Consider the following 12790-nt stretch of genomic DNA (forward strand, 5'->3'; position numbering starts at 1 on the left):
CCGGACAGGCGCGCGCATGAGCAGCATTTCCCCGCTCGATGCGTCGCCGTCTTCGTCCATGTCGGAGCGACCCGTGTCATCCACCTTTCCCGCTAATGGCTCCACGCTCGACCACTCGGCCGAGCGTGCTGGGCCCTCCAATCCGCCGCCGGCCAAAAGGCCGCGCACCGGCGCCCTGACCGACCGCCTGTTCGGCATGGCCGCGATGGGCGCCGCGCTGATCACGCTGGCGCTGCTGATCGGCATCCTGCTGTCGCTGTTCGCCGGCGCCTGGCCGGCCATCTCCAAGTACGGCCTGAGCTTTCTGACCAGCACGACCTGGGATCCGGTGCAGGAGGAGTACGGCGGCCTCGTGATGATCTACGGCACGCTGGCTACCTCGCTGATCGCGCTGATCATCGCGGTGCCGGTGAGCTTCGGCATTGCACTGTTCCTGACCGAGCTGTCGCCCTCGTGGCTCAAGCGCCCGCTGGGCACCGCCATCGAATTGCTGGCCGCAGTGCCGTCGATCGTCTACGGCATGTGGGGCCTGCTGGTGTTCGGCCCGATCCTCGCGCAGTACGTGCAGCAGCCGCTGCAAAAGCTGTTTGCCGGCGTGCCGTACCTCGGCGCGCTGGTGTCCGGCCCGCCCGTGGGCATCGGCATCCTGTCGGCCGGCATCATCCTCGCGATCATGATCATTCCGTTCATTGCTTCGGTGATGCGCGACGTGTTCGAGGTGACGCCGCCGCTGCTGAAGGAATCGGCCTATGGGCTGGGCTCCACCACCTGGGAAGTCGTTTCCAAGGTGGTGCTGCCCTACACCAAGGCCGGCGTGGTCGGCGGCATCATGCTCGGCCTCGGCCGCGCGCTCGGTGAAACGATGGCCGTCACCTTCGTGATCGGCAACACCAACCAGCTCAATTCGCTGTCGGTGTTCGAGGCTGCGAACAGCATCACCTCGGCGCTGGCCAACGAGTTCGCCGAAGCCGGCGCGGGCCTGCACCAGGCGGCGCTGATGTATCTCGGCCTCGTGCTGTTCTTCATCACCTTCGTCGTGCTCACGCTGTCGAAGCTGCTGCTGCAACGCATGAAGAAGAGCGAAGGCACGAAGTCATGACCACCGCAGAAAAGCTCCTGGCCGTGAAGGCCCTCAACGAAACGCGTGCGGCGCGGTTCGCCAGCCGCAAGCGCGTCAACCAGATCGCGCTGGCGCTCTCGCTCGCGGCGATGGCGTTCGGCGTGTTCTGGCTGGTGTGGATCCTCTGGGAAACGCTGCGCCAGGGCATCGGTGGGCTCGCGCTCGCGACCTTTACCGAAATGACGCCGCCGCCGAACGAGGCTGGCGGCATCGCCAACGCGATCTTCGGCTCGCTCGTGATGGTCGCGATGGCCACCTTCGTCGGCACGCCGATCGGCATCATGGCCGGCATCTACCTGGCCGAGTACAACCCGAAGGGCTGGCTCTCGAACGTGACGCGCTTCGTCAACGACATCCTGCTGTCGGCGCCGTCGATCGTGATCGGGCTGTTCGTCTATGCGGTGGTCGTGGCGTACTTCAAGAGCTTCTCGGGCCTGGCCGGTGCGCTCGCGCTGGCGCTGATCGTGATCCCGGTCGTGATCCGCACCACCGAGAACATGCTGCAACTGGTGCCCCCGGGCCTGCGCGAAGCGGCCTATGCGCTCGGCACGCCGAAGTGGAAGGTGATCATCAGCATCACGCTGCGCGCCGCCCGCGCCGGTGTGGTCACGGGCATCCTGCTGGCCGTGGCGCGCATCGCGGGTGAAACCGCGCCGCTCCTGTTCACCGCGCTCAACAACCAGTTCTGGACGGCTGACGTCTCGCAACCGATGGCCAGCCTGCCTGTGACCATTTTCAAGTTCGCGATGAGCCCGTACGAAAACTGGCAGCAGCTGGCCTGGGCCGGCGTGTTCCTGATCACCGTCGCGGTGCTGGGCCTCAACATCCTCGCGCGGATCCTCACGCGCAACAAGTTTTGAAAGACAACAACATGGTCGCCACCCTCGCACAGCCCGCGCGCTCGAAGATCTCCGTCAAGGACTTGAACTTCTACTACGGCAAGTTCCATGCGCTGAAGGGCATCAATCTCGAGATCCCAGAGAACAAGGTGACGGCCTTCATCGGCCCGTCGGGTTGCGGCAAGTCGACCTTGCTGCGCACCTTCAACCGCATGTTCGAGCTCTACCCTGAGCAGCGCGCCGAAGGCACGATCGCGCTCGACGGCGAGAACCTGCTCACCAGCAAGCAGGACGTGGCGCTGATCCGTGCCAAGGTCGGCATGGTGTTCCAGAAGCCGACGCCGTTTCCGATGTCGATCTACGACAACATCGCCTTCGGCGTGAAGCTGTTCGAAAACCTGAGCTCCAGCGACATGGACGACCGCGTGGAGTGGGCGCTCAAGAAGGCTGCGCTCTGGACCGAAGTGCGCGACAAGCTCCAGCAAAGCGGCTCCGGCCTCTCGGGCGGGCAGCAGCAGCGCCTGTGCATCGCACGCGGCATCGCGATCAAGCCCGAAGTGCTGCTGCTCGACGAGCCGTGCTCGGCCCTCGACCCGATTTCGACGGCGAAGATCGAAGAATTGATCGCGGAGCTCAAAAGCGAGTACACCGTGGTCATCGTGACCCACAACATGCAGCAGGCAGCGCGCTGCAGCGACTACACGGCCTACATGTACCTCGGCGACCTGATCGAGTTCGGCGCCACCGAGCAGATGTTCTTCAAGCCGCAGCGCAAGGAGACCGAGGACTACATCACCGGCCGTTTCGGCTGATCCGGAGCAACGACATGACTGAAAAGCACCTCTCCAGCCAGTTCGACAGCGAACTGAATGCCGTCTCCTCGCGCGTGATGGAGCTCGGCGGCATGGTCGAGTCCCAGATTCACCAGGCCGTGTATGCGCTCTCGCAGTTCGATGCCGAGGCGGCCGACCGCGTGATGCAGGCCGAGCACAACGTGAACGCGATGGAGATAGAGATCGACCGCGAGCTGTCGTCGATCATCGCGCGGCGCCAGCCGACCGCGCGCGACCTCCGCCTGCTGATCGCCATCTCGAAGACCACTGCCAACCTGGAGCGCGTGGGTGACGAGGCCAACAAGATCGCGCGCATGGTCAAGTCGATCATCGAAAGCGGCTCGGCCCGCGCCTTGCCGTCGACCGAGATCCGCATTGCGGCCGACCTGGCGTCGGGCCTGCTGCGCAAGGCGCTCGACGCCTTCGCGCGGCTCGATACGGTGGCGGCGGTGTCGATCCTGAAAGAAGACGACCTGATCGACAAGGAGTTCGACGGCTTCGTGCGCAAGCTGGTCACCTACATGATGGAAGACCCGCGCACCATTTCGGCCAGCCTCGACCTGCTGTTCCTGGCCAAGGCGATCGAGCGCATCGGCGACCATGCCAAGAACATCGCCGAGTTCATCATCTACATCGTCAAGGGCGCCGATGTGCGGCACACTTCGATGGAAGAGATCGAATCCGCGCTGCAGTGAAGCTCGCCCCCAGGATGCGCGCACTTCGTGTCGCTCCTCCAACCCCCTGCTGGGGGCAACACCAGCGGCCCGGCAAAGCCGGTTCCGCGGTGTTCCGCGAAGGGACACCCTCAACATTGGACAATTCATTGTCATGAAGAAGCCCAGAGTCCTGATCGTCGAAGACGAGTCCTCGATCGCCGAGCTGATCGCGGTCAATCTGCGCCACAACGGCTTCGATCCGATCTGGGCCGAAGACGGCGTCTCGGCGCAGCGCGAGATCGACAGTGGCTTGCCGGACCTGATCCTGCTCGACTGGATGCTGCCGGGCCAGAGCGGCCTGGTGCTGGCACGCCAGTGGCGCAAGGATCCGCGCACCAAGGCGATTCCGATCCTCATGCTCACCGCACGCGGCGACGAGCCCGACAAGGTGGCCGGGCTCGATGCCGGGGCCGACGACTACATCACCAAGCCGTTCTCCACGCAGGAAATGCTGGCGCGCATCCGCGCCGTGCTGCGCCGCCGCGCACCCGAGGTGGCGACCGAGCGCGTCGAGATCGGCGAGCTCGCGCTCGACACCGCTACGCACCGCGTGACCTGGCAGGGCCAGTCGCTCAAGGTCGGGCCTACCGAGTTCAAGTTGCTGGCCTACCTGATGCAGCACGCCGAGCGTGTGCATAGCCGTTCGCAGCTGCTCGACAAGGTGTGGGGCGACCACGTTTACATCGAAGAGCGCACGGTCGACGTGCACGTGAAGCGGCTGCGCGAATCGCTCGGCGCGGCGGCGCCCATGGTCGAGACGGTGCGTGGCGCCGGCTACCGGCTCACCGCACAGATCACGGTCTAGCCGTTCCGGCCTTCAACAGGCCCGCCGCGCCGCACCTGGCGCGGATAATCCCTCGCCATGCCCTTTCGAATTGCTACGTTTTTGATAGCGTCCTGCGCAGGCGCAGTGGGTGCTTCCGCCATTCTGGGTTTGAAGTTTGCGTGGGCTGGCGCCTGGCTCGGCGCATTGCTGTGGCTGTTGCTCGATGCCTGGCGCGCCGGGCGGCTGCTGGCCGTGCTGCGCAGCGACGTAGCCGGCCTGCCTTCGCGCGGGCCGGGTATCTGGGGCGAGCTGTCGGAGCGCATCCGCAAGCTGCTGCGCGAGCGCGAGCAGCAAACGCGCCAGGCCGAAGACCGTCTCCAGGAGTTTCTGGCCGCGATCCAGGCTTCGCCCAACGGTGTGGTTCTGCTCGACGAACAGGGCCGCATCGAATGGTGCAACCAGACGGCCGCCACGCAGTTTGGCATCGATGCCGAACGCGACATGCTGCAGCACCTGGCCAACCTGGTGCGCGACCCAGCCTTCGTGGCCTACCTGGCGTCGTGGAACTACAGCCGTGACGTGCTGATCAATGCGCAAGGCCGCACGCAGCGCCGCCAGCCGGTGCGGCTGTCGGTGCAGGTGCATCCCTATGCCGGCAACCGCCGCATGCTCTTGACGCGCGACATCACTGCGCTGGAGCAGGCCGAGACCATGCGGCGCGATTTCGTCGCCAATGTGTCGCACGAGATCCGCACGCCGCTCACGGTGCTGGCCGGGTTCGTCGAGACGCTGCAGAACCTGCCGCTCGATGCCGAGGAGCGCGCGCGCTACCTGCGCCTGATGGGCCAGCAGTCGAGCCGCATGGAGATGCTGGTGAACGACCTGCTGACTTTGTCGCGGCTCGAAGGCAGCGCGGCCCCGCCGCCCACTCAGTGGATTCGCATGCGCGCGCTGTTTGCGCAATGCGAGGACGAGGGCAGGGGCCTGTCGGGCCGGCTTGCGCCGCAGGGCCACAGGCTGTCGTTCGCGCTCGAGGCCGACTCCGAAATCGCCGGTGCTTCGACCGAGCTGCAGAGCGCGATGTCAAACCTGCTGAGCAACGCCATCCGCTATACACCCGGCGGTGGCGAGGTGGCCGTGAGCTGGAAGCTGTTGCCCGACGGGCGCGGCGAATACGCGGTACGCGACAGCGGGCCGGGCATCGCGGCCGAACACATTCCACGGCTCACCGAACGCTTCTATCGCGTCGACCGCAGCCGGTCGCGCGAGACTGGCGGCACCGGGCTCGGCCTGGCCATCGTCAAGCACATCGCGCAGCGGCATGGCGTCGAACTGCATATCGAGAGCACGCTGGGGCAGGGGTCGAAGTTTGTGCTGGTGTTTCCTGCTGCGCGGGTGCGCGAGGCCAGGGAGCGTGTGAGTTGATGCCGTTCGATGAACTGGTCTACCAGGCGAAAGGCCTGAACTTGCAGCCTGCGCAGTAAAGGACGACGCGCTCGCCGTCGCCGATCGTCAGCGTGCCGGAGCGGAACTGGTCGATGCGCCAGCGACCGCTGCGCCCATCGCTGAAAGTCACGTCGCCTGCGGCGTAGCAGGGCGACCAGTCGAGCGTGAAGTGCGCCGCGCGCGCCGTCGTCGTCCTGGCGCGCGCTAGATAGCGCCGGACCTGTGCTTCGTGCAGGCGGAAGCCATCGCAACGGATCGCCGGATCTTTCTCTGCAGGCGACTTTGCTGCGTTTTCAGTGATGACGATCTGGCGGATCGCTGGCAGTTCCAGCGGGCAAAGCGGCGGTTCGAACTCCGAGCCAGCCGTGCAGCCACCATGCGCCTGCGCGGCCGACGCGGCCACGCACAACAACACCGATGCGGCAACGCGGATCATCATCGGGTGGTGGCCGAGACGCGAATCGTCCGCCAGAGCAGGGCCATGAACAGCACCGCCGTCCCAGCCAGTGCGGCCGCGCTCATGAGCCAGAACGCCAGTGGTGACTGCATCGCAGTCCACGGCCCGAGCCCGCGGTAGGCCAGCAGGTAGCTGCCGCCGAGCCCCACGCCCCACAAAAGCGCGCAGTAGAGCAGCAGGGGCAGCACGGTCACGCGGTAGCAGCGCAGCACGAACACGCACATTGTCTGCAGCACGTCGGCGATGTGGTAGCCGGCGGCCACGACCAGCAGCGCCGCCGCCAGCGCCGCCACTTCAGGGTTGGCCGAGTAGACGCCGGCCAGCCAGCCGCGCAGCAGCAGCATCGCGGCCGCGATCAGCAGTGCCATGGCGGTTGCCAGCTCGAAGCCTCTGCGGCAGGCCTGCCGCGCCAGCGCGGGCTCGCCGGCGCCGAGCCAGTAGCTCACCCGCGCGCTGGTCGCGATCGAGAGCGACAGCGGCATCATGTAGGCCACGGCGGTGAGGTTGGCCGCGATCTGGTGCGCGGCCGCCGCCGCAGTGCCCAGCCGCGCAATGAAAAGCGCCATCAGCGTGAACGAGGTCACCTCGACCAGCACCGCGAGCCCGCCCGGCCCGCCGAGCCGCAGGAACCGGCCGAGCTGGTGCCAATCCGGCGGCTCGATGCGCTGCCAGAAGCGGTAGCTGCGGTAGAACGCGCCCTGCCGCAGCAGCAGCAGCGCGCAGGCCAGCATCGTCCAGTTCACCACCAGCGTGGCCCAGCCGCAGCCGACCAGGCCAAGCGCCGGCACGCCGGCGCCGCCAAAGCAGAGCCACACCGACAGGGGCAGCTTGATCACGAGCGAGGCGAGCTGCAGCCAGGTCACGAGTTGGGGTTTGCCGAGGCTCTGGTTCAGTGTGCCGAACAGGCGGAACAACAGCGCCGGCGGCAGCCCGAATGCCAGCACCGCAAGGTAGCGGCCGACCTCGTCCTGCATCGCCGCAGGCACCCCGGTCCAGCGCATCAGGGCATCCGGCTGCAGCAGCACCGCCATGCCGAGCACGATGGTGAAGCCGCACAGGTAGAGCGACTGTCGCACCGAGCGGCCCACCTCGGCCGTGCGGCGCGCGCCGTGCAGCTCGGCCCAGACCGGCAGCAGCGCCTGCAGCACGCCCATGAGCGAGACATACACGCTGATGAAGATGGCCGAGCCGACCGACAGCGCCGCAAGGGCGCCTTCGGCATAGCGGCCTGCCACGATGGTGTCGGTCACGCCGAACGCCATCACGGCGAGTTGGCCGACCAGCACGGTGCCGGCGTGGCGCGCGATGACGCGCCATTCGCCGACCGCGCCCGCGTGGCTCACGGGGCGATGCGCTGGTACAGCAGCAGGTCGTCGCTCGGGCTGGTGGGGCGCCGCAGGGTACCCATGAAGCGCCAGTGTTCGAGGCTCACGATGTCGTGCAGCCGGGCGATCACCTCGGGGTTGACCAGCAGCCAGGCGCAGTCGGTCTTGCCGGTCAGGGGCTGCAGCTCGAAGTGGCCATGGTGCTGCAGCGCCGCCAGGTGCGGGCGCTGGAGGCCCAGCTCGGAAATGCATTTGGCGTCGCCCACTCGTTCCGAGATCGCGCGCACCTGCGGCACGTAGCTACGCGCGTAGTCGAGCAACGGCAGCCACAGCGTCATCAGCAGCATCCAGCAAAGGGCTGCGCCGCCGGCCGGCAGCACGAGCGTCCTCCAGAGCGCGGTGCGATGGCGGCCGGTGCGCCAGCGCACCAGCCAGCACCACGCCAGCGTGGCAGCCAGCGCGAACACGAAAGCCGGCACCGAGAACTGGGGCACGAAGCCGGGTGCGAGCTTGGCGACGTTGGCGGCAGGCTTGGCCGGCACGCCGGTCTGCATCGCGATCCAGATCACCCAGATGATCACGGCCGAGCCACTGAAAAAGAGCAGGGTGAACCAGTCGATCAGCGCTGCCACGCTGCGCCGGAAGGTGGGCAGCGCAAAAGCCGCGAGCGTGGCGAATGCCGGCAGCCCGAGCAGCAGCGAGCGTTCGGAGAAATCGGTGGTCAGCGTCGCTGCCAGCGGCACCAGCGCGAACCAGAATGGCAGCGCTACATGGCGTGCAGTGAGCTGTCGCCGCCAGCGCCAGAGCGTCCACACGGCAAGCGGCCACGCCGGCCATGTGAACCACAGCAGCAGCTTGGCCTGGCTGCGCAAGTCCTTGATCACCGACACATTGACGGTGCTGCCCGGCAGTTCGATGTGCCAGCGCAGCAGCCCGAGCGAGATCGCGAGCACTGCGGTCAGCGCCGTGATGGCGAGCATTGCGGCCAGCGCGTGTCGCGGGTAGGCCGGGCCTTCGGCGTCGTCGTCTGCGGGGTCGATCGACCGGCGCCGGTGCCGTTCCCAGCCGAGGAACAGCACGCAGCCGCCGCTCAGAATCAGTGCCAGCGTCGGCGCGCCGCTGAGCGCCATGCCAACCGCGCCGAGCACCAGTGCGAGCAGCCCGCTGCCATGCCGATACGGCAGGGCGGCAATGCCGTAGAACAGGTTCGCGGCGAAGAACAGCTGCGCTAGCGCCGGCGTAGTTTCATGCCCGAGCTGTGCAAGCCCGAGGCAGGCCAGCAATGCCAGCAACGCGCCGTCGGCCATTGCGCGGGCGTAGTCGGTCGGCCTGGCCTCGCCGCCGAAGGCGAACGCCAGTGGCTGGGCGCGCGGCGTGCGCGCAAGGTAGTACACCGCGTACCACATTGCCGTGAAGCTGCCCCAAAGCAGCAGGGCAAACGCGATGCGCACGGCCAGGTCGGGGTTCACCCAGGCCGGCGCGATCTTGATGGCCCAGGCACCGATCCAGTAGGGCAGCAGTGCCGGCGTCTCGGGCCGCAGGCCGAACAGCAACGGGTCGAACCAGCGGGCGATGCCTTCGGTGCTGCGCGCCAGTTCGGCCATGTAGCCGAAGGCCGTGATGTCGGCGCTCTTCCAGGGGCCGCGGCCGAGCAGGCCGGGCATCAGGTAGGCCGCGCAAAGCAACAGCAGGGCGACGCGCGGCAAGCGGCGCACGGCTGCTTGGGCAACGATGGCAGGCGTCGGCTGGCTCAACGGAGGACGAAAGAAGAGGCGTTGGGAATGAAAAAGGGCAGCGCGGTAAACCGGGCTGCCCTCGACCTGGAAGCGGCGAGCTTACTTGGAAGCGGCGCCGGTGGTCTTGCCGAAGCGGTTGCGGAACTTCTCCACACGGCCGCCCATGTTGTCGACCGACTTTTGCGTGCCGGTGTAGAACGGGTGCGATTCGCTCGTGGTGTCGAGCTTGAAAAGGGGCAGTTCGCGACCGTCGTCGGTCTTGCCCATTTCCTTGGTGTTCGCGCACGAACGGGTCACGAACTTGAAGCCGTTCGACATGTCGACGAACAGGATTTCGCGGTAATTGGGGTGGATGCCTTCTTTTGCCATGGTCTTTCCTTTTGCGCCCTGGAATCTGTGCGCGATCGATGCGAGAGCCACGTGCCCGGCGATCCTGCCCGGCCGCACTTTTCGCGGAGCCCATGATTATCGCATACTGCCTCGTTTCCGAGCAAACATCGCCTTCCCATGACTTCCACAACGTTGCACGCCGGCCTCGTCGGCTACGGTTTTGCCGGCCAGACTTTTCATGCCCCGGTGCTATCTGCCGTGAACGGGCTTGAACTGGGCGCGATCATGACCTCGCAGGCTGACAAGGCGCAGGCCGACTGGCCGGGCGCGGCGATCGTGCCCGACCTGGCCGCATTGCTGGCTCGGCCCGGCATCGACCTGATCGTGGTCGCGGCGCCGAACGACGCCCACTTTCCGGTGGCCAAGGCCGCGCTCGAGGCCGGCAAGCACGTGGTGGTCGACAAGCCGTTCACGCTCGACGCGGCGCAGGCGCGCGAACTCGCTGACTTGGCGCTGCGCCAGGGGCGAGTGCTGTCGGTCTACCAGAACCGGCGGTTCGACGCGGATTTCCTCACGCTGCGCGATGTGCTCGCGAGCGGGCGAATCGGCCGGCCGGTGTACTTCGAATCGCATTTTGACCGTTTCCGCCCCCAGGTGCGCGAGCGCTGGCGCGAGCAGGCGGTGCCCGGCGCCGGCCTGTGGGTCGACCTCGGCGCGCACCTGGTCGACCAGGCGGTGCAGCTGTTCGGCCAGCCCGACACGCTGCAGCTCGACACGGCCGCTCTGCGCGACGGCGCGCGGGTCGAAGACCATTTCCATGCGTTGCTGCGCTACGAGAGCGGCCCGCACGCGCCGCTGCGCGTGGTGTTGCACGCCAGCACGCTCGCGGCCCACGCGGCGCCGCGCTACATCCTGCACGGCACCAAGGGCAGCTATGTGAAGCACGGCACCGATCCGCAGGAGGACGCGCTGCGCGCGGGCGAGAGGCCTGGCGGCGAAGGGTGGGGCGTCGATCCGGTGCTGGGCGAGTTGAAGGTGGCGGCAGTGGATGACTGGGTGCAAAGCAGCACAGTGCCCAATCGCACCGGCAACTATGTCGATTACTACGCAGCAGTGCGCGACGCGATTCTCGGCACCGGCCCGAACCCCGTGCCACCGGAGCAGGCCGTGGCGTTGATGGAACTGCTCGACCTCGGCGCGCGCAGCGCTAGAGAGGGCCGAGCGCTCGCCCGATAAAAAAAGCCCGTCGACTTGACGGGCTTTCGTTGGTGAAACACCGCGGAACCGGCTTTGCCGGGCCGCTGGTGTTGCCCCCTTGAGGGGGAGTCGGCTACACGAAGTGAGCCAGCTCGGGGGTGGGCTACTCTCAGCCGCCCCTGCGCATCATGTCGAAGAACTCGACATTGGTCTTGGTCGCCTTCATGTTCTTGAGCATGAGCTCCATCGACTCGATCTCGTCCATGTTGTACATGAGCTGGCGCAGGATGCGGGTCTTTTGCAGGATCTCGGGGGCGAGCAGCAGCTCTTCGCGGCGCGTGCCGCTGCGGTTCAGCTGGATCGACGGGAACACGCGTTTTTCGTACAGGCGGCGATCCAGGTGGATTTCGCTGTTGCCGGTGCCCTTGAACTCTTCGAAGATCACTTCGTCCATGCGGCTGCCGGTGTCGATCAGCGCGGTGCCGATGATGGTCAGCGAGCCGCCTTCTTCCACGTTGCGCGCGGCACCGAGGAAGCGCTTGGGCCGCTGCAGCGCGTTGGAGTCCACACCGCCGGTCAGCACCTTGCCCGACGAAGGCACCACGTTGTTGTAGGCGCGGGCGAGGCGGGTGATCGAGTCGAGCAGGATCACCACGTCCTTCTTCAGTTCGACCAGGCGCTTGGCGCGCTCGATCACCATTTCGGCCACGTGCACGTGGCGCGCAGCCGGTTCGTCGAAGGTCGAAGCGATGACTTCGCCCTTCACGGTGCGCTGCATTTCGGTCACTTCTTCCGGGCGCTCGTCGACCAGCAGCACCATCATGTGCACGTCGGGGTAGTTGGCGCTGATCGCGTGGGCGATGTGCTGCATCATCACCGTCTTGCCGCTCTTGGGCGGCGCCACCAGCAGGGCGCGCTGGCCTTTGCCGATCGGCGCGATGATGTCGATGATGCGGCCGGTGATGTTCTCGTCGCTCTTGACGCCGTCGCGCTCCAGCTTCATCTGTTCCTTGGGGAACAGCGGCGTCAGGTTTTCGAACATCACCTTGTGCTTGTTGTTCTCGGGCAGGCCGTCGTTGACCTTGTCGAGCTTGGTCAGCGCGAAGTAGCGTTCGCCGTCCTTCGGCGTGCGCACTTCGCCTTCGACCATGTCGCCGGTGTGCAGGTTGAAGCGCCGCACCTGGCTCGGGCTGATGTAGATGTCGTCGGTGCTGGCCGTGAAGCTGGTGTCGGGGCTGCGCAGAAAGCCGAAGCCGTCGGGCAGGATCTCGAGCACACCGTCGGCAAACACCTGCTCGCCCGCTTTCGCGCGCTTCTTGATGATGGCGAACATCAGCTCCTGCTTGCGCATGCGGCCGGTGTTTTCGATCTCAAGGGCTTCGGCCTGCTTGAGGACTTCAGACACGTGGAGTGCCTTGAGTTCGTTTAAGTGCATGGAATGACCCCTGGTGGGGTTTTTCGACTGGAAACTGGGGGGAGGTTTGATGTGAGGCGAGAGGTGCCTCACAACCGGGGAACTCGAACCGGGGCGCTTGTGGCGAGCCGGTGATCTGCTGCGGATTATGCAGCAAATCTGGCGGGTGGCGCGTTGCGCGCCGCCCGCCGGGTGGAATCAGGCTGCAGGAGCGAGATGCTTGTCGATGAAAGCGGCAAGTTCGGTCTTGCGCTTGGCGCCCACTTCGGTGGCCACCAGCTGCCCGTTGTTGAACAGCATGAGCGTCGGCATCGCGCGGATGTTGAACATGCCGGGGATCTCGCGGTTCTCGTCCACGTCCATCTTCACGATCTGCACTTTGCCTTCGTAGGTGGCAGCGACTTCGTCAAGGGCGGGCGCCATCTGTACGCACGGGCCGCACCATTTGGCCCAGTAGTCCACCAGCACCGGCACGCTCGATTTGAGTACGTCGGCTTCGAAAGAGGAATCGGTCGTATGTTTGATGAGGTCGCTGGCCATGTTGGAATCCTTGAGCGCTGAGTGAAACCCGGGGTTCGGGTGCAGCTAAAGTTCAGGTCATTGTGACAGAG

13 protein-coding genes are annotated in these 12790 nt (G+C 66.3%); 7 read left to right on the forward strand and 6 right to left on the reverse strand.

Translation table 11 applies throughout. The features are described from left to right. Positions 1–16 precede the first annotated feature (16 nt). The 6 genes from pstC to phoR all read left to right on the forward strand — a co-directional run bounded on the left by pstC (position 17) and on the right by phoR (position 5699). Entirely contained in the window at positions 17–1099 is a 1083-nt protein-coding gene (pstC, locus tag ACSFA8_RS14595; RefSeq protein ID WP_435480232.1) for a phosphate ABC transporter permease subunit PstC, read from the forward strand. Further along, positions 1096–1980: a phosphate ABC transporter permease PstA gene (gene pstA / locus ACSFA8_RS14600; RefSeq protein ID WP_435480233.1), complete on the forward strand. Its 885-nt coding sequence runs from the start codon at positions 1096–1098 to the stop codon at positions 1978–1980. Before pstC ends, pstA begins: the two co-directional genes overlap by 4 nt. An 11-nt stretch (positions 1981–1991) precedes the next feature. Then, a complete protein-coding gene (pstB, locus tag ACSFA8_RS14605) occupies positions 1992–2771 on the forward strand; it encodes a phosphate ABC transporter ATP-binding protein PstB (RefSeq protein WP_286544901.1) in 780 nt (259 codons plus the stop codon). 14 nt (positions 2772–2785) lie between these two features. Next, entirely contained in the window at positions 2786–3487 is a 702-nt protein-coding gene (phoU, locus tag ACSFA8_RS14610) for a phosphate signaling complex protein PhoU (RefSeq protein WP_286544899.1), read from the forward strand. A gap of 133 nt (positions 3488–3620) precedes the next feature. After that, a complete protein-coding gene (gene phoB / locus ACSFA8_RS14615; protein WP_435480234.1) occupies positions 3621–4313 on the forward strand; it encodes a phosphate regulon transcriptional regulator PhoB in 693 nt (230 codons plus the stop codon). A 57-nt stretch (positions 4314–4370) separates the two neighbouring features. Then, the gene (phoR, locus tag ACSFA8_RS14620; protein ID WP_435480235.1) at positions 4371–5699 is read left to right on the forward strand and encodes a phosphate regulon sensor histidine kinase PhoR; all 1329 of its coding nucleotides are present in this window, start codon (positions 4371–4373) and stop codon (positions 5697–5699) included. Positions 5700–5718: 19 nt separating this feature from the next. Here the strand turns inward: phoR and ACSFA8_RS14625 are convergent, their stop codons facing one another. The 4 genes from ACSFA8_RS14625 to ACSFA8_RS14640 form a co-directional block, all read right to left on the reverse strand. Then, positions 5719–6159 carry a hypothetical protein gene (locus ACSFA8_RS14625; RefSeq protein ID WP_435480236.1) on the reverse strand — a complete coding sequence of 147 codons (441 nt, stop codon included), beginning with the start codon at positions 6157–6159 and terminating at the stop codon, positions 5719–5721. Next, positions 6156–7520, reverse strand: a complete 1365-nt coding sequence (locus ACSFA8_RS14630) for an MATE family efflux transporter (RefSeq protein ID WP_435480237.1) — start codon at positions 7518–7520, stop codon at positions 6156–6158. The genes ACSFA8_RS14625 and ACSFA8_RS14630 overlap by 4 nt, the downstream gene beginning before the upstream one ends. Continuing rightward, positions 7517–9256, reverse strand: a complete 1740-nt coding sequence (locus ACSFA8_RS14635; protein WP_435480238.1) for a hypothetical protein — start codon at positions 9254–9256, stop codon at positions 7517–7519. The genes ACSFA8_RS14630 and ACSFA8_RS14635 overlap by 4 nt, the downstream gene beginning before the upstream one ends. A gap of 81 nt (positions 9257–9337) precedes the next feature. Then, positions 9338–9607: a type B 50S ribosomal protein L31 gene (locus tag ACSFA8_RS14640; RefSeq protein WP_007836661.1), complete on the reverse strand. Its 270-nt coding sequence runs from the start codon at positions 9605–9607 to the stop codon at positions 9338–9340. Between the two features lie 138 nt (positions 9608–9745). Between ACSFA8_RS14640 and ACSFA8_RS14645 the strand changes: the two genes are divergently transcribed. Then, a complete protein-coding gene (locus tag ACSFA8_RS14645; RefSeq protein WP_435480239.1) occupies positions 9746–10804 on the forward strand; it encodes an oxidoreductase in 1059 nt (352 codons plus the stop codon). A 130-nt stretch (positions 10805–10934) separates the two neighbouring features. Here ACSFA8_RS14645 and rho read toward each other — a convergent pair whose 3' ends face one another. Together rho and trxA are read right to left on the reverse strand one after the other, a co-directional pair. Further along, positions 10935–12200, reverse strand: a complete 1266-nt coding sequence (gene rho / locus ACSFA8_RS14650; RefSeq protein WP_286544882.1) for a transcription termination factor Rho — start codon at positions 12198–12200, stop codon at positions 10935–10937. Between the two features lie 177 nt (positions 12201–12377). Continuing rightward, positions 12378–12719 (reverse strand): thioredoxin, encoded by a 342-nt coding sequence (trxA, locus tag ACSFA8_RS14655; RefSeq protein WP_286544879.1) that lies wholly within the window; start codon positions 12717–12719, stop codon positions 12378–12380. Positions 12720–12790: the final 71 nt, after the last annotated feature.

The organism is Variovorax nitratireducens (assembly GCF_051216545.1).
Lineage (GTDB): Bacteria > Pseudomonadota > Gammaproteobacteria > Burkholderiales > Burkholderiaceae_C > Variovorax.